Origin of the sequence: Halomonas sp. Mc5H-6 (assembly GCF_024124705.1) — a bacterium.
Taxonomy (GTDB): Bacteria; Pseudomonadota; Gammaproteobacteria; order Pseudomonadales; family Halomonadaceae; genus Vreelandella; species Vreelandella subterranea.
This window is the reverse complement of sequence record NZ_JAMXSI010000003.1, coordinates 41138-62311: the sequence shown is the minus strand read 5'-3', so window position 1 is coordinate 62311 and position 21174 is coordinate 41138. Positions and strand designations below refer to the sequence as shown.

Annotated in this window: 15 protein-coding genes; 10 read left to right on the top strand and 5 right to left on the bottom strand. The window is 53.1% G+C overall.

Going from position 1 to position 21174, the window contains the following annotated elements; translation table 11 throughout:
• Positions 1 to 4: 4 nt before the first annotated feature.
• The 8 genes from NH395_RS05965 to NH395_RS05930 all read left to right on the top strand — a co-directional run bounded on the left by NH395_RS05965 (position 5) and on the right by NH395_RS05930 (position 12747).
• Positions 5 to 2263 (top strand): class I SAM-dependent DNA methyltransferase, encoded by a 2259-nt coding sequence (locus NH395_RS05965; RefSeq protein ID WP_253023167.1) that lies wholly within the window; start codon positions 5 to 7, stop codon positions 2261 to 2263.
• On the top strand, positions 2263 to 3582 hold the full coding sequence (locus tag NH395_RS05960; protein WP_253023165.1) for a restriction endonuclease subunit S: 1320 nt from the start codon (positions 2263 to 2265) through the stop codon (positions 3580 to 3582). Before NH395_RS05965 ends, NH395_RS05960 begins: the two co-directional genes overlap by 1 nt.
• Positions 3575 to 4441 carry a DNA damage-inducible protein D gene (gene dinD / locus NH395_RS05955; RefSeq protein WP_253023163.1) on the top strand — a complete coding sequence of 289 codons (867 nt, stop codon included), beginning with the start codon at positions 3575 to 3577 and terminating at the stop codon, positions 4439 to 4441. The genes NH395_RS05960 and dinD overlap by 8 nt, the downstream gene beginning before the upstream one ends.
• 40 nt (positions 4442 to 4481) lie before the next feature.
• Positions 4482 to 7520, top strand: a complete 3039-nt coding sequence (locus NH395_RS05950) for a type I restriction endonuclease (protein ID WP_253023152.1) — start codon at positions 4482 to 4484, stop codon at positions 7518 to 7520.
• A gap of 27 nt (positions 7521 to 7547) precedes the next feature.
• Entirely contained in the window at positions 7548 to 9647 is a 2100-nt protein-coding gene (locus tag NH395_RS05945) for a DUF262 domain-containing protein (protein ID WP_253023150.1), read from the top strand.
• An 805-nt stretch (positions 9648 to 10452) separates the two neighbouring features.
• Entirely contained in the window at positions 10453 to 10650 is a 198-nt protein-coding gene (locus tag NH395_RS05940) for a helix-turn-helix domain-containing protein (protein WP_023011906.1), read from the top strand.
• A 15-nt stretch (positions 10651 to 10665) separates the two neighbouring features.
• Complete coding sequence (locus tag NH395_RS05935) at positions 10666 to 12342, top strand: DUF927 domain-containing protein (RefSeq protein ID WP_253023148.1); 1677 nt, start codon at positions 10666 to 10668, stop codon at positions 12340 to 12342.
• A 60-nt stretch (positions 12343 to 12402) separates the two neighbouring features.
• Positions 12403 to 12747 carry a helix-turn-helix domain-containing protein gene (locus NH395_RS05930; RefSeq protein WP_253023146.1) on the top strand — a complete coding sequence of 115 codons (345 nt, stop codon included), beginning with the start codon at positions 12403 to 12405 and terminating at the stop codon, positions 12745 to 12747.
• Between the two features lie 41 nt (positions 12748 to 12788).
• On the opposite strand, the gene NH395_RS05925 is transcribed toward NH395_RS05930, so the two are convergent.
• The 5 genes from NH395_RS05925 to rpmH all read right to left on the bottom strand — a co-directional run bounded on the left by NH395_RS05925 (position 12789) and on the right by rpmH (position 18000).
• Positions 12789 to 13985: a site-specific integrase gene (locus NH395_RS05925; protein ID WP_253023145.1), complete on the bottom strand. Its 1197-nt coding sequence runs from the start codon at positions 13983 to 13985 to the stop codon at positions 12789 to 12791.
• A gap of 170 nt (positions 13986 to 14155) precedes the next feature.
• Positions 14156 to 15526: a tRNA uridine-5-carboxymethylaminomethyl(34) synthesis GTPase MnmE gene (gene mnmE / locus NH395_RS05920; protein WP_253023143.1), complete on the bottom strand. Its 1371-nt coding sequence runs from the start codon at positions 15524 to 15526 to the stop codon at positions 14156 to 14158.
• 109 nt (positions 15527 to 15635) lie between these two features.
• On the bottom strand, positions 15636 to 17342 hold the full coding sequence (gene yidC, locus NH395_RS05915) for a membrane protein insertase YidC (protein ID WP_085919168.1): 1707 nt from the start codon (positions 17340 to 17342) through the stop codon (positions 15636 to 15638).
• A 114-nt stretch (positions 17343 to 17456) separates the two neighbouring features.
• Positions 17457 to 17852, bottom strand: a complete 396-nt coding sequence (gene rnpA, locus NH395_RS05910; RefSeq protein WP_253023141.1) for a ribonuclease P protein component — start codon at positions 17850 to 17852, stop codon at positions 17457 to 17459.
• A gap of 13 nt (positions 17853 to 17865) precedes the next feature.
• A complete protein-coding gene (gene rpmH, locus NH395_RS05905) occupies positions 17866 to 18000 on the bottom strand; it encodes a 50S ribosomal protein L34 (protein WP_066315595.1) in 135 nt (44 codons plus the stop codon).
• A 532-nt stretch (positions 18001 to 18532) separates the two neighbouring features.
• Here rpmH and dnaA point away from each other — a divergent pair.
• Together dnaA and dnaN are read left to right on the top strand one after the other, a co-directional pair.
• The gene (dnaA, locus tag NH395_RS05900; protein WP_199284380.1) at positions 18533 to 20005 is read left to right on the top strand and encodes a chromosomal replication initiator protein DnaA; all 1473 of its coding nucleotides are present in this window, start codon (positions 18533 to 18535) and stop codon (positions 20003 to 20005) included.
• Between the two features lie 55 nt (positions 20006 to 20060).
• Positions 20061 to 21164: a DNA polymerase III subunit beta gene (gene dnaN / locus NH395_RS05895; RefSeq protein WP_066315588.1), complete on the top strand. Its 1104-nt coding sequence runs from the start codon at positions 20061 to 20063 to the stop codon at positions 21162 to 21164.
• Positions 21165 to 21174: the final 10 nt, after the last annotated feature.

Here is a 21174-nt window from a genome sequence, read left to right as displayed (position 1 = left end):
CAGCATGCAACAAAACCATCATCAAAACCTTGTCGGCTTCATCTGGAACATCGCTAACAAGCTGCGAGGCCCCTATAGGCCACCCCAGTACAGGCGGGTAATGCTGCCAATGATCGTCCTGCGTCGTTTTGACCTGGTATTGGCGGAAAACCAGAAAAAGGTTCTGGCTGAGAAGGAACGCCTTGAAGCCCGCGGCATAACCGGCCCTGCACTGGAAAAGGCGCTTTCACGCATTGCCACCAGTGGCCGCAAACAGGAACTGTTCAATACCAGCGGCTTTACCTTCGATAAGCTGCTGGCTGATCCGCCGAACATTGCGGGCAACATGATTGCCTACATCCAGGGTTTCTCACCCCGCGCTCGGGACATCTTTGACAAGTTCGATTTCGAGGCGGAAATCGCCAAGCTGGACGAGGCCAACCGCCTTTTCCTGATCCTCAAAGAGTTCTGTAGCAACGAAATTGACCTCTCACCCAAGACCCTCAGTAACCTGCAGATGGGCTATCTGTTTGAAGAGCTGGTCAGAAAATTCAATGAACAGGCCAACGAAGAGGCCGGGGACCACTTTACTCCGCGTGAAGTCATCCGGTTGATGGTGCAGTTGTTGTTTACCGATGAAGAAGGCATCTTCGCGCCGGGCATTTACCGGAGTATCTACGACCCCACAGCCGGTACCGGTGGCATGCTCTCGGAAGCTGAAAAGTACATTTGCGGTGACGGTACCCATGAAGGATTGAACCCCGATGCCCACATCGAGCTGTTCGGCCAGGAGTACAATCCGGAATCCTACGCCATTTGTTGCTCAGACCTCCTGATCAAAGACGAACCCATCGACAACCTCATCTATGGGGACACGCTGGGCGTGAAAGACGCCAAGAACAAAACCAACGGCTTCGTACCGCACGATGGCCACCAGGAGAAGAAATTCCACTACATGCTTTCCAACCCGCCTTTTGGGGTTGAATGGAAGCCGGAAGAAGATTTCGTTCGTGAGGAGTACGACGACCAGGGCTTTTCAGGGCGTTTTGGTGCCGGTCTGCCCCGAATCAATGATGGCTCGCTGCTTTTCCTGCAACACATGATCTCCAAGATGCACAACCCGCCGAAACTGGTGGATGGCATTAATGAAGGTGGTGACGGCTCAAAGATTGCCGTGGTTTTCAACGGCTCCCCGTTATTCACCGGCGATGCCGGTAGTGGTGAGAGCAATATTCGACGTTGGATTATCGAAAACGACCTGCTCGATGCCATCGTGGCCCTGCCGGACCAGATGTTCTACAACACTGGCATCTACACCTATGTCTGGATTGTTAGCAACCGCAAGCCGGAACACCGTCGTGGCAAAGTGCAGCTAATCGACGGCACCCGCCACTACAAAAAGATGGACAAAAGCCTGGGTAACAAGCGAAACGAGTTGGCCGAGGAGCATATCCGCGAGCTGGTTCGCCTCTACGCCGAACATCAGCATGAGGCGACCTCCGTAGCGCCGGTACATACCAAAGGATCATCAAGACCGGCTGGAACCGAAATCCGTACCGTCAGCAAGATCTTTGATAACCACGAGTTTGGCTATCTAAAAATCACAGTGGAGCGCCCTCTAAGGCTGAATTTCCAGGCCAGCCCCCAGAGAGTTGCTCGACTCGACGAACAGCGCGCCTTTGCCAACCTGGCTACCAGTAAAAAGCGTAAGGACCAAGCGGCCTATCAGGCGGAAATTGAGGCGGGCAAACAGACTCAGGCTGCCATAAAAGACCTGCTCGGAGGGCTGGATAGCAACATCCTTTATCAGAACCGGGACGAATTCGAAGGCGTGTTGAATAAGGCTTTGAAGAAGGCCGACCTCAAGGTAGGTGCTCCGGTGAAGAAGGCGATACTGGCGGCGCTGTCAGAGCGAGACCCAGAGGCCGACATTTGCCGTGACAAGAAGGGCAATCCGGAGCCGGATCCGGAGTTGCGTGATACCGAGAATGTGACTCTGCCCATCGATATCAGCCTGCCCTTACCGCTGAAATACGACAACGAAACCGGTCATGACAAGCTGCTTGCGTTGGTAAAGGACCATTGCGAGGCCTACCTGGTGGCTGAGGTGTTGCCGCATGTATCTGATGCCTGGATAGACCATAGCAAAACCAAAGTTGGTTACGAGATTCCGCTGAATCGCCATTTTTATGTGTATGAACCACCGCGTCCGCTGGAAGAAATCGCTGGTGAGATCAGTCAGTTGGAAAAGGAAATTGTCGCTATGTTGGCGGAGGTAGTTTGATGAAAATAAGCCAGCTTCCTGACATTCCGAGAGAGTGGGAAATAAAACAGGTTCGTCATATCTTCAACATTCATAACGGATCCACACCGAAAAGTGGGAATCCTGAGTTTTGGAATGGCAATATCAATTGGATTACTCCTGATGACTTGGGCAGTAATGCCGATAAATCAATCACATCGAGTCGGAGGAAGATTACTGAATTAGGGTACAAAAGTTGCGGAGTCTCGTTAGCGCCATCAGGGAGTATCGCTCTCTCGACCAGAGCCCCGATAGGGCATTTAGCGATCACAAAAATGCCAGCTTGTGTAAACCAAGGATGTCGTATTTTGGTGCCCAAAGAGGGTATTCCGGAGTACTGGTATTATTCGTTGATCTCAGCAAAGTCTTTGATTGTTAGTCTTGGCCAAGGAACCACTTTCATGGAGCTACCGAGGCAAAGCTTAGCGTCGGTCGCGTTGCCAGTACCATCCATCGATAGCCAAAAAGCCATCGCCCGTTTTCTTGACCACAAAACTGCTCAAATAGATGCACTAACCGCCAAAAAGCAGACCCTTTTGGATAAGCTGGTTGAGCAGCGTAGCTCTTTAATTAATCAGGCCGTTACCAAAGGCCTTAATAATGCTGTTCCCATGAAAAAGTCTGGCGTCGCCTGGCTCGGTGAGATCCCACGGCACTGGGAAACGAAGCGACTTAGATTTCTTATGACCATGAGCGGGGGGCTTACTCCAAGAACATCCGAACCAAGATATTGGGGAGGTGACATTCCATGGGTCAGCCCAAAGGATATGAAAAGCGAACGGCTTTCAAGCTCAATCGACACGCTTACTGAGGACGCTCTCAACGAAACGACGCTTCGTCTTTACCCGACCGGCAAAGTTCTTATTGTTGTTCGAGGTATGATTCTGGCGCACACCTTCCCTGTAGCCGTTAATGAAGTACCCGTGACTGTAAACCAGGATATGAAAGTTCTGGAAACAACGATGAACCCGGAATATCTAGCGGTCCTCCTGCGAGGTATACAGAGCTTGGTGCTGAGCATAGTCGAAGAGTCAGCGCATGGCACAAAGGTGCTTCGCACGGATCTCCTGAAAGATATGGTTTTGCCAGTGCCTCCGCGTGTGGAGCAAGACGAAATTGTTAGTGAGGTGGCCAGAATCTCCTCACGAATCGACAAAATGGTGAGCACGGTCACGGCCGCAATCACCAAGCTTCAGGAATACCGCTCTGCCCTGATCACCAATGCTGTCACCGGCAAAATCGACGTGCGGGACTTCTCCATACCCACTACCACTGAGCAAAGGGAGGTTGCCCATGGCTGATACGCCGTCCACCAATACTCACCACGAGAGCTTTGAAGGCATCCGCAGAGAGGATGACCACGGTAACGAGTTCTGGTCAGCCAGAGAGCTGGCCCCCCTGCTGGAGTATCCGCAGTGGCGGAATTTTGTCCCGGTTATTGATAAGGCCAAACATGCCTGTGAAAGGTCCGGGAACGTCGTTGCAGACCATTTTGCGGACGTGCGCAAAATGGTTGGTATCGGCTCCGGAGCGCAACGTGAGGTACCGGATGTCCACCTATCACGCTATGCCTGCTACCTGATCGTCCAGAATGGCGACCCTACGAAGCCGGTCATCGCCAACGGCCAGACCTACTTTGCTATCCAGACACGCCGACAGGAGCTGGAGGACAGCGAGCAGTTCACCGCACTTTCTGAGGATGAGAAGCGCCTGGCAATCCGTAAGGAGCTTATTGCCCACAACAAGTACCTGGCGGCGGCTGCCCAGGATGCTGGCGTGGAGACCCCATTGGATTATGCCATTTTTCAGGATCATGGCTACAAAGGGCTATACGGGGGGCTGGGAGCCAAGGATCTACACGCCAGAAAAGGGCTCAAGAAGAGCCACAAGATTCTGGATTACATGGGAAGCACGGAGCTCGCCGCCAACCTGTTCCGTGCTACACAGGCAGAAGAGAAGCTTCGCCGGGACAACATTCAGGGTAAGCAGAACGCCAACAAAACCCATTTCGAGGTAGGCCAGAAGGTTCGGCAAACCATTGGCGAACTGGGCGGTACCATGCCAGAAAACCTGCCTACGCCGGATAAAAGCGTCAAACAAGTAGAAAACGCTCAGAAGAAGCTGGGAAAGAAGCAGAACGACGATTCAGACCATGAGTAGTCGCTGGAACCCAGCCAAGTTTTAAAAAGGAACATAGGTTATGCACAAAGAAATCGACTTTGAGAACGCCATCGAGCAAGCGCTGATCACCCAGGGTGGCTATCAAAAGGGGGATCCCACCAGTTTCGATGCTGAAATAGCCTTGTTCCCGGCGGATGTCGTGAGCTTTGTGCAAAAGACACAACCCAAGATCTGGGAGCGGTTGAACAACCTGGATGCGAGCAAGGCCGAGAGCATGCTCCTGGATGCCTTAACCAAGGAGCTGGCCGCAAAAGGGTCACTGACGGTGCTGCGCGAGGGTTTCAAATGCGTCGGTAAGTCGGTGAAGCTGGCTTATTTTGCTCCCAATACGAGTATTGATACTGGCGCGGCAGAACGCTACGCCGCGAACAGGCTTACCGTGGTTCGTCAGGTACATACCAAGACGGGCGCAATTCCGGACATGGTGCTGGCTGTGAACGGCCTCCCAGTTGCCACATTGGAGCTGAAAAATGCCATTTCGGCGACTGGATGGACGGTAGAAAATGCCAGGTCCCAGTACCGCTTCGAACGAAACCCCAAAGACCCACTGTTTGCCTTCAAGAATCGCTGCCTGGTGCATTTTGCAGTAGATACCGAGCAAGCCTTTATGACCACGCATCTGGAGGGTAAGGATACCTTTTTCCTGCCTTTCAACCGGGGTTTTAATCACGGCGCTGGCAACCCGCCGATGGAAGGTGATGTTCGTACCGCCTACCTCTGGGAAGAGGTGCTGGAGCGGGACAGCCTGATGGATATCCTCGCCCGTTTTCTGCACCTTCAGGTAGAAGAGAAAACGGTCGTGACCGAAAAGGGAATCAAGCGCCACCGCAAGGAAACATTGATCTTCCCACGGTACCACCAGCTGGATGCCGTAAGGTCTCTGACCCAGCACGCAAAATCCAAGGGCTCCGGCCATAACTATCTGGTACAGCACTCTGCGGGTTCCGGTAAATCCAACTCCATTGCCTGGTTGGCTCATCGTTTGTCCAGTCTGCACGATGCCAACAACGAGAAGATATTCCATTCCGTGGTGGTGATTACCGATCGCCGTGTACTCGACCAGCAATTGCAGAACACCATCTTCCAGTTCGAGCACAAGTTGGGCGTCGTCCAAAAGATCGACGAGAATACTCAGCAACTGGCCAAGGCGCTGGCTGACGGCGTGCCGATCATCATCTCGACTATCCAGAAATTCCCCTTCATCAGTCAGGCCATCCGCACGCTGGAGCAAAAAGGCAAGGGCATCTCAATTTCGACGGAAGGCAAACGCTTCGCGGTGATTGTGGATGAGGCTCACAGCTCGCAGAGTGGTGAAACCGCCATGGAGCTGCGGAAGATCCTGAACAAGGATGGCATCGAATCAGCCATCGCTGAGCAGTTGCTGGACATGGAGGACGAGAGCCTCAGCGAAGAGGCTAAAAAGGAGCTCATTCGTGAGCAGCTCAAACGTGCCAAACAGCCTAACCTGAGCTTTTTCGCGTTCACCGCTACCCCCAAGTTCAAGACCATGGCCGTGTTCAACGAGCCAGGACGAAACGGCGAAGCTCCGTTCCATCACTACAGTATGCGGCAGGCCATTGAAGAGGGCTTTATCCATGACGTGCTGGCCCACTACACCTGCTACAAGCGTTATTACAAGCTGATCCAGAAGGTGGAGGATGACCCTGAAGTACCGCGCCGCAAGGCCGCGCGGGCGCTGGCTCGTTTTGTTTCCTTCCACGACTATGAGATAGCGCAGAAGGTTGAGGTGATCGTTGAGCACTTCCGCACCCATACCCGCCACAAGATCGGTGGCCGGGCAAAGGCCATGGTAGTGACCAGCTCTCGTGAACATGCGGTGCGCTACAAGCTGGGCTTTGACAAGTACATCAAATCTAAAGGCTATACGGATGTGAAGTCCCTTGTAGCCTTCTCGGGAGAAATCGCTCTCAAGGAATATGCTGACAAGACATTTACCGAAGTCGGTATGAACGAGGGCATCAAGGAGTCTGAGCTACCGGATAAATTCAACACCGAGGAATATCAGGTGTTACTGGTCGCTGAAAAATACCAAACCGGCTTTGACCAGCCGCTACTTCATAGCATGTATGTGGATAAGAAGCTGTCAGGCATTCAGGCGGTGCAAACGCTGTCACGGCTTAACCGAACGGCCAGGGGCAAGACAGATACCTTTGTCCTGGACTTCGTGAACGAGCCGGATGAAATCTACAAGGCGTTCAAACCCTATTACGAGGTGACCACCAAGGAAGAGGATACCGACCCTCAGCAGCTCAATAACCTAGCCCACACCCTGTCCACCTGGCAGATTTTCACGGAAGGTGAGGTGAGCGCGTGGTGCGAGATCTGGTTCCGCAACCGACTGAACCCGACAGGCGGCGAACACAAGAAGCTGAACAGTCTGATTGACCTGGCTGTCGAGCGTTTCAAGAAATTGAGCGAGGAAGACCAAGCCCTGTTCAAGGGGCAATTGGTCAGCTTCCGTAACCTGTACGGCTTCGTTGCCCAGATCATTCCTTATCAGGACTCGGACCACGAGAAGCTGTACACCTATTCCCGCTTCCTGCTCGCCAAGCTGCCTTACACCACCGATACGCGCACGGTTCAGGTTGATGACGAGGTAGAGCTGAAGTACTACCGGCTTCAGAAAATCAGTGAAGGCGCCATCGACTTGAAAGTAGGCGAGCCGGAAGCCCTCTATGGCCCGACCGAGGTCGGTACCGGCCAGGCAGAGGAAGAGGTGCAGTTATCGACACTGGTCGACAAGCTCAATGAGCGATTTGGTACAGAGTTTACCCCGGCGGACCAGCTGTTCTTCGATCAGGTGAAGGAAACCGCCGTTGCCAACGAACAGCTACGGCAGGCCGTCATGGCCAACAGCCTGGAGAATTTCGAACCGGTATTTAACAAGCAGCTTGAGAACTTGTTTGTAGAGCGAATGGACGGCAACGAAGACATCTTCATACGCCTGATGAACGACGAGTCCTTCCGCAATATCGCTTCTCAGTACCTGATGCGGGCTGTGTATAACCAGGTCAAGACCAGCGTTGAATCGCAGTAACAGAACAAAAAAGGGATAAAGTCCGTTATGAAAGCTACAGAAGCCAAGTTGCTCGACTTCCTGAAGAAGTCGCCACAATTTGTCATTCCGATCTACCAGAGAACGTATTCTTGGTCTGATCAGCAATGTCGTCAACTGTGGGACGACATTATGCGAGCCGGTACCAACGATGGTATATCAGCACATTTCATCGGCTCGGTGGTCTACATCGAGAAGGGGCTTTATCAGGTGTCCAGTCAATCACCATTGCTGGTCATTGATGGGCAACAGCGACTGACTACCACCATGCTGATTCTTGAGGCGCTATCTCGGCACCTTGGGGACACAGAACCTCTGGAGGGGTTTTCGGCTAAGAAGCTGCGCAATTACTACCTGCTTAACCCGTTGGAAGACGGTGAGCGAGCGTACAAACTGCTATTGACCCAGACGGACAAAGAGAGCCTTCTGGCGTTGGTCACGCAGAAGCCGTTACCTGATGACGGTTCTCTTCGAATCCAGGAAAACTTCGAGTTCTTCGACAGCCAAATTGAGCGGCTTAACGAGGAACTGGAAACCCTCTGCCGGGGCCTTTCAAAGCTCATCATCGTTGATATTGCGCTGAGCCGAGACCAGGATAACCCGCAACTCATTTTTGAGAGCATGAATTCCACAGGAAAAGCTCTGAGCCAGGCTGACCTGATCCGGAACTATGTGCTGATGGGACTGGAGCCGGAGCATCAAACTCGGCTCTATCGCGATCATTGGCGTCCGATGGAGGTGGAATTCGGGCAAGAAGGCTATGGCGTTTACTTTGACAGCTTCATGCGCCACTACCTCACGGTTAAAACCGGGGAAATTCCACGGTTAGATGAGGTATACGAGGCTTTCAAACAGCATTCACGTCGCGCCGAAGTTGCGAGTGCTGGTGTCGATTCATTGGTTGCCGAAATACATGCTTTCGCTCGGTATTTTTGTGCGATGGCATTGGGGAAAGAAACAGATAAACAGCTCGGAATGGCATTCAAGGACCTGCGGGAGCTAAAAGTCGACGTGGCATATCCGTTTCTGCTGGAACTTTACCATGATTACCAAAAGGACAATCTGTCCCAAGATGACTTTCATAGCGCTATTCGGCTGATCGAGGCTTATGTGTTCCGTCGTGCCGTTTGTGCCATCCCCACAAACTCGCTGAACAAGACCTTTGCGACCTTTCACAAATCATTGCAGAAGAACCGTTACCTGGAGAGTGTCAAGGCTCACCTGCTCGGTTTGAAGTCATACCGGCGTTTTCCGAATGACGAAGAGTTCAAAAGGGAACTGGCAGTACGCGATCTCTATAATTTCCGCAGTCGGAGTTACTGGTTACGCCGCCTGGAGAATTTCGAGCGCAAGGAACGGGTTCCGGTCGACGAATACACGATTGAACACATCATGCCGCAGAATGAGAATCTGTCTGTTAGATGGAAGGATGAGCTAGGTCCGGAATGGAAGCGTGTGCATGAAACCTGGCTGCATACGCTGGGTAACCTGACTCTTACGGGCTACAACTCAGAGTACAGCGACCGCGCTTTCATCGAGAAGCGCGATATGCAGGGCGGATTCAAACAAAGCCCTCTACGGCTCAACGAGGGCCTGGGAGCTGTAGAAGCATGGAATGAGGACTCAATTAAGAATCGGGCCGCCAAGCTGGCCCAGGAAGCGGTGCGGGTTTGGGCGGCTCCGGTATTGCTGGACGAGATCCTCGATACCTACCGCAACGTGGCCGTCAAACCAGAAGCCTACAACCTTGAGGATCACCCTCAACTAGCAAACGGGACCCCAATGCGCGCTCTATTTGAGCAGCTCCGAAAGGAAGTCCTGGCGCTCGACCCGAGCGTCACTGAAGAAGTCCTCAAGCTCTATATAGCGTTCAAAGCCGAGACGAACTTTGTCGATGTGGTCCCGCAAAAGACCCGTTTGCGACTGTCTCTGAATATGCCGTTTCACGAGTTGAGCGATCCGAAAGGGATGGCTCGTGACGTGACCAACCTCGGACGTTGGGGAAATGGCGATGTGGAAATAGGGTTATGTGAGGAATCTGAGCTGGCCTATGTAATAGGGCTCATTCGACAGGCGTTCGAAAAGCAGATGGGGAACGATGCTGATTGAGCAGTGGGAACAGCGCCCCGGCAACTGGGGCGGAAAGTAGTGGCTGGATGATCACAATGAGCGAGAGTTCTCAAACAGCGGTCGGGGACTCTCCTGGAGGACTTTCCAATCGCTACACATACCTATCTGATTTGGATAACTTTGAGCTCATTCCATGCGCTTTATTAGGCCGCCTCTTGGAGATATGACCTGCACATACGCTATTAATCTGGATAAGTTGTCGTCGGAATCCCAGTGCGTGAGTTTTCCAAATCAGATGGAACCGATGGGCTTTCAGTCCAGTAACCTCCATGCCAGCGCATCTGCGACTGGTGCACCCTAAAGCGCCTCGAAAAAGGCTCGCTGGGCACTTGTTGATGTTATTCAGACTCGACGTTTACTGATATGGCGTGAATGGGCCTCTGAAAGGGCCTTCATGAGGCTATTTGGGTTAGCGAGCACCTGGTGCTATTGAGCCTAGCTCGAAACGGCCTCACAAAGGCTTTTTTTAAAGAAGAATGTGTGGTTCGAACTTGTACAGTCATCAGTGAATCAAAATATGATTCTGAGACCGGAAAATGACTTTCACATGTGAAAGTCATGCAGCTAACTTGGTCATTAAATGCACAAAACCCACTCATGTAAGCCCTAATTTTGCGATTATGACGTTCTTTTTCTGGTTTCTTGAGATTTTTATCTATTAATAATCAATGGCTTATTAGCCGACCTCTCCTTTGCGCCCTTTTTGGGCAATTCCGCGGTTCTCCCCTAAGACGAATATTTCCGATGATTGCTCAGAACGATTCACAACCCAACTGGAGTAGTCATGAAGAAACAATCAAACACCACGACTGAGCGTCTTCTGACCTATGAGGAGGTCTGCACGGTTCTGAAAACATCACAGGCAACGCTACGCCGCTATGTAAAACAGGGGCGGTTCCCGGCACCTGTGAAGCCGAATCCCCATGGCCGAGCCGTTCGCTTTCGCTACCAGGACGTAAAAGCGTGGCTGGACAAGCTGTGAGAGAGGCTGCGTGATATGCAATACAAACTGCAAAATGACGGGCTCTATGCTTTATCAGGGGACCATTGGCAGCGTGTCGGCGGCTGGATTCAGGTAATGGCTCGCACCAGGTTAACCGACAAGCGGCATGGACACGGAGCGTTGCTGGAATGGCAGAATTTCGATGGTGTGAAGCTACGCGAGGTCGTCTATGCCCGAGATCTCAACAGCGATAATGCCCGACAGGTGCGGGATATGCTGGTTGATACCGGTTATCCACTCACGCCCGGCCAGGCAAGCTGGAACCGGCTTCAGCACTATTTGTTGGAGCAGATGGCTCTGGCCGAACCGGCGACGGTGGTTAATCGAACTGGCTGGCACGGCTCTGTGTTTGCAACCAGTAACTGGACTATCGGTTCAGCTGACGAACCGCACCATTTCGTAGGCCAGTTATCTGATTCTCCAACGTTAGAGGAATCTGGAAGTCTCAGCGACTGGCAGACTTATGTCGGTCAGCTATGCCGAGGTAATCCTCTTGCGATATTCAGCATTGGCACGGCACTGGCTGCGCCACTGATTGCGTCTGCCGGTATGGAAAATGGCGCCATCCACTTGGTTGGAGCATCGTCGACTGGGAAGACGACCTTGTTGCAATTGGCGGCCAGCGTCTATGGAAGCAACCGCTATGTCCGCAGTTGGATCTCAACCAGCAACGGATTAGCGGCAGTCTCTTCAGAGCACAACGACATGCTGCTGCCGCTCGATGAAATCGGAATGGCCCGTCCGGAAGACATCGATACGGCGATCTATCAGATAATGAACGGTTCAGGGAAGCTACGCGCAAACGTTTCGGGCGAGCTGGCCGCCACTTCGCATTGGCGAACGTTGGTATTGAGTAGCGGCGAGGTCTGGATTGCTGAGCTACTTCAGCAGATCGGTAAACCGTTACGCGCTGGTCAGCAAATACGCCTGGTGGAGCTCCCAGTGTTTGGGACCTACGGTGCGTTCGACGAATTGCATGGTCACAAGCATCCTCAGCAATTTGTGGACGAGCTGAAATCGTCTTGTCAGCGCTACCACGGCACTGTCATCCGGGAGTGGGTGTCATTGCTGACCGAGCGTCACGCTGAGCTCAGTCAGTATCTAAATCATGAGGTTGGTAGTCTGAGCAGTGCTTGGGCAAACGATCAGATGGCATCCCAGGTGCAACGTGTCATCCGGCGTTTTGCCTTAATTGGGGCAGCACTTTGCCTCGGAAGCAGAAATTTCATCCTCCCATGGTCCGAAGAGGAATCTCTATCGGCAGTCCACAGAACTCTGAAGGCCTGGCTGGATAACAGGGGACATTCCAGAAATTCTGAGGAATTTCGACTTCTCAAAGCGCTGGAGCGGGCCATGAAAGTCTGGGAGCGCAGTCTCAGTGATATTGAACAAGCGAGTGGCCAGGGGGGAGCTGGTTTTCGACGCTCACACGAGGGACGCGAGTTGTGGTTGATCTATAAATCGCACTTCCTGAAGCGGCTCGGGCTGCCGACCCATTACATGAGGGAAGTGGAGGTGCTGTTACAGCGTGACTGCCTGGTGAGTAATGAGCGTTCTCGGGGAACCTACAAAACCAGAGTCAATGGAGATTTGCAGCGATTTTTCGCGCTCAGGCCTGACCAAGTTAGGCGGCAACTTGAAGAACTGGAGAGGATTGAGCATGAGGACTGACACGGTGTTCCCAATTTCCCAGTTTTCCCACTTTGGTTATGGCGGTTTAGGGGTAGAGCGATGACAGAAAAAGAGATGTTACAGCGAGTATTGCAGGACATGATGGTCCTCAAAAAAATCATTCTGGACCATATTAATGGTAGCAAGGCCCCGGAGGCCGACAAGGAGATCATGAGCCTTGAGGAGTGTGCGGAATACACTGGGCTGAAGAAAAGCACCCTGTACCAGTTAACCTCCCAAAAGAAGATCCCTCATTTCAAGCCAAATGGTCACCGTATTTTCTTTCGCCGCGCAGACATCTTGAAGTGGCTCCAGTCCAACCGGATCGCGACGGCGGACGAGATCGAGCAGTCGGCTGCTCAGCACCTGGTGAGCCACCGAAGACCAGGACGGCGGAGTGTTTGATGTGGGGCAGGAGGAAAGAGGGGCTGTGAAAGCCCCTCTCGTCACTTAGGCTGCACATTCCCCAACTCCGTCCAGTGTGTCTCCTCAAATATGTCAGGAAAACTCCTCATGGCCTCTGTGCGGCGAGTTTCGAGTATGTCCGCATAGATTTCGGTGGTTCGCAGCTCACTATGGCCCAGAAGCCGGGACAGCGAGTAGATATCTACACCCCTAGCCAGTTGATTCACTGCAAATGTGTGCCTACCGGCATGGAAAGTCACACTCTTGGTGATACCCGCCCGCATGACCCATTGTGCCAACGCAACGTTGGTATAAGAGTCATACTTGAGACCCTTGAATACGCGATCACCTGGCTTTCCGCGATTCTCCAGATTCAACAGTCTCACCGCTGAATCTGGAAGATCCAGGTATTGCAATGAGTTTCCGGCATTCACCAGCTTCTTCTGCCGGAAAATAATGCGGTAGTGGCCATCAGCGAATTCTTCAATCTCACCCCAGACCAGCTTGTGGATATCTGACCAGCGAAGGCCAGTAGTGCAGGAAAACAGGAAAGCCCGCCTCAGCACGTCATACCGGCATTCGGCTTTGGTCAGAGCCCGGACCTCTTCCAGGGTCAAATACGTTCGTTTGGTGTTCTCCGGTTTGATGGACTTGACCTGTTGAACCGGGTTGTCGCGGACAATGCCGTCCCGATAGGCCTGGTTGAGCGCAGCGCGAACCTTGTTGAAGTAACTGCTGGTCGTGTTCTTGGCCAGTTTGGTACCGGACTTGGTGGTGGCTTCATGCTGAAGGTAGTGCCGGAACCCTTCCAGGAATCGCTTATCGACTTGTTCAAAGGTCAGTTCAGACAAGCCATGGTAGCGGTGCAGGTGATGACGGGTGGAGATCCAGATCGAATGGTTGGATTTGCTCCCGGAAGCCTTCTCGTCGGTCAACTGGTCGAAGTAATCGAAGAAGCTGGCAGAAAGCTTGGTCCGATCATCCAATCCATGTCGTGACGACTCGATTTCCAACAGCCGCTTTGCCCTGATGGCCTCAGCCTTCTGATTCACGGTCTTGTTGTGCTCACGCTCCGCCGGAAGGCGGGGTTTGTCGTAGAGGAACAGGTTCAGGGGCTCATATGAGCGCTTCTGCGCCCGAGAACCGTTCTGACCCGTCTTGGAACCGTGATAGTAGACCAGTCGCAAGGCACGGTGGCCGTTCTTGTCTGGTTCGCGTTTCTGGATAGTGATTTTCATGTTTTGCTCCTTTTGTGCTCCGAGTGCTCCGAAAACTTATACCCGGAGCACACACGGAGCAAGAGGGGGCAAAACGGATCAAATTGCCTGCAAAGAAATAGAATGAATTTCGTTATAAAACAATGGCTTATTTGTATTTTATTGGATGCTTTTCGATCTTTTTGGCCGTTTCACTTCCCGATACAGAAGCTACCGAAAATTTCACCCAGCAGATCATCGGCGCTGAATTCACCGGTGATTTCACCTAGCGCCTGCTGCGCATCGCGTAGATCTTCCGCCAGCAATTCACCGGCGCCATTGCCTTCGAGCTGTCGGCGGCCGGTTTCAAGGGCGTTCATTGCCCGGTCAAGCGCATCCAGGTGGCGGCGGCGGGCCGAAAAACGCCCCTCGGTGGTCGCTGAAAAGCCCATGATATCTTTCAGGTGCGCTTTCAAGTTATCCACACCCATCCCTGTCTTTGCAGAAAGACGCACCGTGGGTGGGGTTGTGGATAAGTCTATGCCGGCCTGTTCGGCGCTGGTGTCGATTTTATTACGTACCAGCGTCAGGCGCTGCTGGTCCGGCAGCCGGGCGACAAATTCAGGCCAGATTGCCATGGGGTCGGTTTCATCGGTCGTTGACGCATCGACCAGGAGCAGCACGCGGTCGGCGCCTTCGATCTCTGCCCAGGCCCGTGCGACGCCGATCTGCTCAACGGCATCCGGCGTATCGCGCAGCCCTGCGGTATCAATCACATGCAGCGGCATCCCGTCGATGTGGATATGTTCGCGCAGCACATCCCGCGTGGTACCGGCAATATCCGTGACGATGGCGGTGTCCTGCTCGGTCAGGGCGTTGAGCAAGCTCGACTTACCCGCGTTGGGACGCCCGGCAATGACAACGCTCATGCCCTCACGCATCAAGGCGCCCTGGCCAGCAGCAGACCGAACGTCGATAAGCTCACGGTTTACCTCGTCCAGCAGGCTCGCCACGTGGCCATCAGCCAGAAAGTCGATTTCTTCCTCGGGAAAATCAATCGCCGCCTCGACGTAGACGCGCAGTTCGATAAGCCGCTCTACCAGCGCGGCTACCCGATTGGAAAACTCGCCCTGCAGCGAACGCACCGCGTTTTCGGCGGCCGAGCGGGAGGTGGCATCTATCAGGTCGGCAATGGCCTCGGCCTGGGCCAGATCAAGCTTGTCATTCAGAAAAGCACGCTCAGAAAACTCCCCTGGCCTTGCCAGACGGGCGCCTAACTGGACGCAGCGCTCAAGCAGCATATCCATGATCACCGGTCCGCCATGGCCTTGCAGTTCGAGCACATCTTCACCGGTGAACGAGTGAGGATCCGGGAACAGTATAGCGATCCCCTCATCGATACTGCCTTCTGCGCCCATAAAAGCGCCATAGTGTGCGTAGCGGGGGGCTGGGCAGTGGCCTAGCATGGCGACGGCAATGTCGCGGCAGGCTGGGCCAGAAACACGAATAATACCGACGCCACCACGACCGGGAGGCGTGGCCAGGGCGGCGATGGTGTCTTGGGTATAGAGTCGGTCTGCCATGGCGTTTCTCTTTTAGGTGCAGGTGGCAAGTGAGCGTAGTGTGAGTTTTTGCCCCCTGAAACACCAGACCCCCGCAAGGGCGGGGGTCTGGGTATTCAAGGTATCGGCTTTATTTTTTGGTTTTCATGCCTTTGCCGATACTTGGGTCCTGCTCGATTTTGCGCGTAATAAAGTACTGCTGCGCCACTGAGATAATGTTGTTGACCACCCAGTAGATCACCAGGCCCGCCGGGAACCACAGGAAGAAGAACGTAAAGATGATGGGTAGCATCTTCATGATCTTCGCCTGCATGGGATCAGGCGGCGTTGGGTTAAGCTGTTGCTGCACGAACATCGAAAGGCCCATCAGAATCGGCAGTATGAAGTATGGGTCTTTCACCGACAGATCCTGCACCCAGAAGATGAAGGGAGCGTGTCTCAGTTCAACGGATTCCAGCAACATCCAGTACAAGGCGATAAAGACGGGCATCTGTACCAGAATCGGCAAGCAGCCACCCAGAGGATTGATCTTCTCCTTCTGGTAGAACTTCATCATCTCTTGAGACATTTTCTGGCGGTCATCGCCGTACATCTCCTTGAGACGCTGCATCTCGGGGCCAAGCTTGCGCATCCGTGCCATCGACTTGTAAGCCTTGGCAGAAAGCGGGAACAGAATGGTTTTCACCAACACCGTCAACAGGACGATTGACCAACCCCAGTTGCCGACAATGTCGTGAATCTTGTCAAGCAGCCAGAAGAGCGGGTTTGCCAGGAACCACAGCCAGCCATAGTCGACCGTCAGGCGAAGGTTAGGCGCTACTTCCTCAAGATGATCCTGGACCTTGGGACCCATATAGAGAGTGGCGCCCAAGGAAGCTTCTTCTTCAGGCGCCAGCTCACTGGTGGGGCCAGCAAAGGCGACGACATTGCGGTCGCGCGAGTCTGTCGAGACGTAGTAAAGGTTCTGCTGATCCTGAGAAGGTGCCCACGCCGAAACAAAGTAGTGCTGGATGATGGCAATCCAACCGCCTTGTGCCTCTCGATTATTGAAGTTGCCGCCTTGTATATCGTCAAAATCAATCTTTCCGTAGGTCTCTTCAGGCGTCGAAAACGCCGCACCCAGGTAGGAATTCATGCCCATACTGACGCCGCTTGACGGGTCAGGGCTGTTATCCCGAGCGAGCTGGCCGATAAAACGAGCGCTAACGGGCTCATCGGTGTTATTGGCCAAGTAGTAATTGACGTCAACAGCATAATTGCCGCGTTCGAAGGTCAGCCGCTTGATGACCTCGATGCCGTTTATCTCGGCGGTGAGGTTGACCTCAAGCTGTTCTTCGTCATCACCCAGCAGGTATTCGCTTTTCTCAGGGGTAAAGGCAATGCGATTTGCTTCCCCGTTAAGTTGCAAGCCCGAGCGTGCGACGTAACTGCGCGTTTGATTGTCGGAAAGCAGAATATAGCTGCGATCCGACTCGAGCGCCTGTTTATGCTGCGGCAAGGCGGCATACACGATATCGCCACCGTGTGGATCAATACGAACATCCAGCACGTCGGTGGTCACCGCGATGAAGTCACGGCTGTCGCTATCACTTTCGTCGCTGTTTAGCGCGTCCTGCGAAGCGGCAGTGCTATCTCCGGGAACCGACAAGTTTTCCGCGTCGTCATTGCCAGACGTACCGCCACTTCCCGACGATGCGTTGTTATCGCGTGTTTGATCTTGCGATACCTCGGACGACGGTTGATAAGACGTCTGTCCGTAATCCTGATTCCACTGTACAACCAGTAGATAGGCCAGAATGGCAAGTGGAATCAGTAATATAAGTCGTTTTACGTCCATGAGGGTTCTGCCCGCTGGGTGGTGAACATGCTAATGACGCAGTATCAATTACTCGACCCATGACACACGAAAGCCTGCCAGGCGGCAGGCCGAGGTCGAGCGATGAGGTGCCCATCAAGTAGTGTGCTTTGAGCTTGCAGGTAGCGCGTTGTCTGCCTGGCTGTCGCGCCGAAGCCGTTTCCACATGCCATGGAGCTGACGATATAAAACGTCATTGTCCATGTCCTGAACGCCACGCCGAGCAAGTACCACAATATCCACTGCGGGAAGCTGGTCTTGACGTAGCCTGACTGACTCTCGAACGAGTCTTTTGAAGCGATTTCGATCAACGGCGAGCTTCACATTTTTTTTGCTGACCACGAGGCCAAGGCGGGGATGCCCGAGGGTATTCCGGCGTGCTAACGCCATAATCCCTTTACCATGTACCTTGAGATCTGCTTGCTCAAAAACGTAGCGGTAATCCCCGGCGTTAAGTAACCGAAAACACCGGGGAAACCCTTGATGTGGCACACGCAATCCGAGATCAGGCGCTCAGACGCTTACGGCCTTTGGCGCGGCGACGCGAAATAATGGCGCGGCCATTTTTGGTTGCCATACGAGCACGGAAGCCATGCGCGCGCTTGCGCTTGAGAACGCTAGGTTGAAAAGTGCGTTTCATAACTCGTTATTCCCACGTGGTTAGGACGGAAAATAAATTCCAAAAGACCCGGTCCAGTGAGGAACTAGCCGGGAGATTCAATTCAAGACCGGAAATTGTAGAGGCTTCCCGGGTTACGTGCAATTTTTTCCTTGTAAAAAATACCGCCTGTCCACGCAGGTGCCTGTCAGGGAGCACGCAATGGTGCTTGCCGGGAAGTGCACCGGCGTCCAGCCATTGGTCTTCTGCTGCCTTGTGGCTAATAGTGGGGATACATTTTGTTAACAACTATATATTTTTCTTTAAATTCAACTATATAAAAGCTAGATGAGGTTGTGTATAAGTTGCGGAAAAGACGATGATAAGTGGTTGATTAACTGTGAGTTAATGCCCAGCGATAATGAACAGTAAGCTGTCGATCAGCACTTGGAATATCTATCAATTCGACACCTGAAAAGTTTTCCACAGCTTATTAAAACGCCCCAGTCCTGTGTGGATAACCACGCCGTTGGACGCTACAATGGTCGGCCTTTTTCAACCGATGGTGAGATGTGTGTCACTCGCGCTTTGGCAACAGTGCCTGAATTACCTGCAGGACGAGCTGAGTTCGCAGCAGTTCAACACGTGGATACGTCCACTGCAGGCTGAAGATAGTGAGGCTAACGAGCTGCGCTTGTTGGCGCCTAACCGCTTTGTGCGCGATTGGGTGAGTGACAAGTACGCCAAGCGGATTAGCGAACTGATGCGCGAGCTTGCCCCTTCGAAACCTCCCAAGGTTAGCCTCACGGTAGGTAGTCGACGGCCAGCAGCACCTGCCCCCCAACCCCGTGATCTGGGTAATCCGGTCTCGGCCTCTCCGGCACCGCGTGCGTCGGCGGCTGTTCATACGCCGCCACGGGGCGACATTGCTGACGAGCGTGAAATTGATCAGCTACGCGAGGAGGGAAGTGGTTCAGACCGGCGTTCGAACGAGCGCCAGGTTCAGGTTGAGGGTGGGCTCAAGCATACCAGCGGGCTAAATCCTAATTTTACTTTTGATACTTTCGTGGAAGGTAAATCCAACCAGCTCGCGCGCGCGGCTTCTCGCCAGGTTTCCGAAAATCCGGGTGGGGCCTATAACCCACTATTCTTGTATGGCGGTGTTGGGCTGGGTAAAACCCACTTGATGCATGCCGTTGGTAATGGTCTGGCGTTGCGCCGTGAAAATGCGCGTGTGGTCTACCTTCACTCGGAGCGTTTCGTGGCCGATATGGTGAAGGCGCTACAGCTCAATGCCATCAATGACTTCAAGCGTTTTTACCGTAGTGTTGATGCGTTACTCATTGATGATATTCAATTTTTTGCCGGTAAAGAGCGCTCTCAGGAAGAGTTCTTCCATACGTTTAATGCGTTATTGGAAGGCGGTCAGCAAATGATTCTGACGTCGGATCGCTACCCCAAGGAAATCAGTGGTGTCGAAGAACGCCTGAAATCACGCTTTGGGTGGGGCCTTACTGTCGCTATTGAGCCGCCTGAGTTGGAAACCCGTGTGGCTATTTTGATGAAAAAAGCGGATCAGGCCAAAGTCGACTTGCCCCATGATGCGGCGTTCTTTATTGCCCAGAAGATTCGATCGAACGTGCGCGAGCTTGAAGGTGCCCTCAAAAAAGTGATTGCTGACTCGCACTTCATGGGCAAGACCATTACCCAGGACTTTATACGTGAGTCGCTTAAAGACTTGTTGGCGCTACAAGACAAGCAGGTGGGCGTCGACAATATCCAGCGAACGGTAGCGGAATATTACAAAATCAAGGTTGCCGATTTATTATCCAAACGGCGTTCCCGGTCGGTTGCAAGGCCCCGTCAAGTTGCCATGGCGCTTGCCAAGGAATTGACCAATCACAGTCTGCCTGAGATTGGCGATGCGTTTGGCGGTCGTGATCACACGACGGTGTTACATGCCTGCCGCAAGGTGAAAGTGTTGCAGGAAGAAAACGCCGATATTCGCGAAGACTATAAGAACCTGTTACGCCTACTGACCAGTTAATCAACCAGGACGGACCTGTTTCAGCAGGTCTTTCAGGATAGACAACGGAGTATTGATGAAATTTTCGATTTCCCGAGAGGCGCTGCTACGTCCGCTTACCTTGGTAGCAGGGGTGGTAGAGCGCCGTCAGACATTGCCTGTTTTATCGAATGTGCTGATCCAGGTAGACGGTGACCAGGTGGCCCTGACGGGCACTGATCTGGAAGTCGAATTGGTTGGCCGTACTGTCGCCAGTCAGGTGGATCAGGAAGGCTCGGCAACCGTGCCGGCCCGCAAGTTGATGGATATTTGTAAGTCGCTCCCTGATCAGTCAGATATACAGCTAGCGGTTGAAGAGGGTCGCGCTGTCCTGAGGAGTGGTCGGTCTCGCTTCACACTGTCGACGCTTCCCGCAGCTGAATTTCCGTCTATTGAAGATGCCGAAGGCAGCCAGGAATTGAGTGTTCCGCGTGGTACACTGAAACACCTGATCGAAGCGACATCCTTCGCCATGGCCCAGCAGGATGTTCGCTATTATCTGAACGGTATGCTGCTCGAGATTCAGAGCAACCTCCTGCGCACCGTGGCGACTGATGGGCATCGCCTGGCGATGTGTTCGCGGCCGGTGGACGTGACCGTTGATCAGTCACAGAAGCTCATTGTTCCCCGTAAAGGGATTCTCGAATTGTCCCGTTTGCTTGACGATAGCGATGAGCCGGTGAGCCTGACATTAGGATCCACGCATGTGAGGGCGCACACCGGTGATTTTACGTTCACGTCCAAGCTGATTGATGGAAAATTCCCCGACTATGAGCGTGTGGTACCGCGCAACGGTGACAAGGTTTTAATTGCTGAGCGCGCCGAACTCCGCCAAGTGCTTTCCCGCACCGCTATCCTGTCCAATGAGAAGTACCGTGGTGTACGCCTTTATCTTGAGGAAAATAACCTCAAGGTAATGGCGAATAACCCTGAACAGGAAGAAGCGGAAGAGAACATTGCCGTTGAATATACGGGCTCGGCCATGGAAGTTGGTTTTAACGTCGGCTATCTGGTCGATGTGATGGGCGTACTGGATGAAGACCGCGTACAAATCACCCTTGCAGACCCCAATAGCAGTGCGCTTCTGGAAGAGCCGGGTGGGGGTGACGCACTCTACGTTGTCATGCCGATGCGTCTATAAAGTTCTCAGT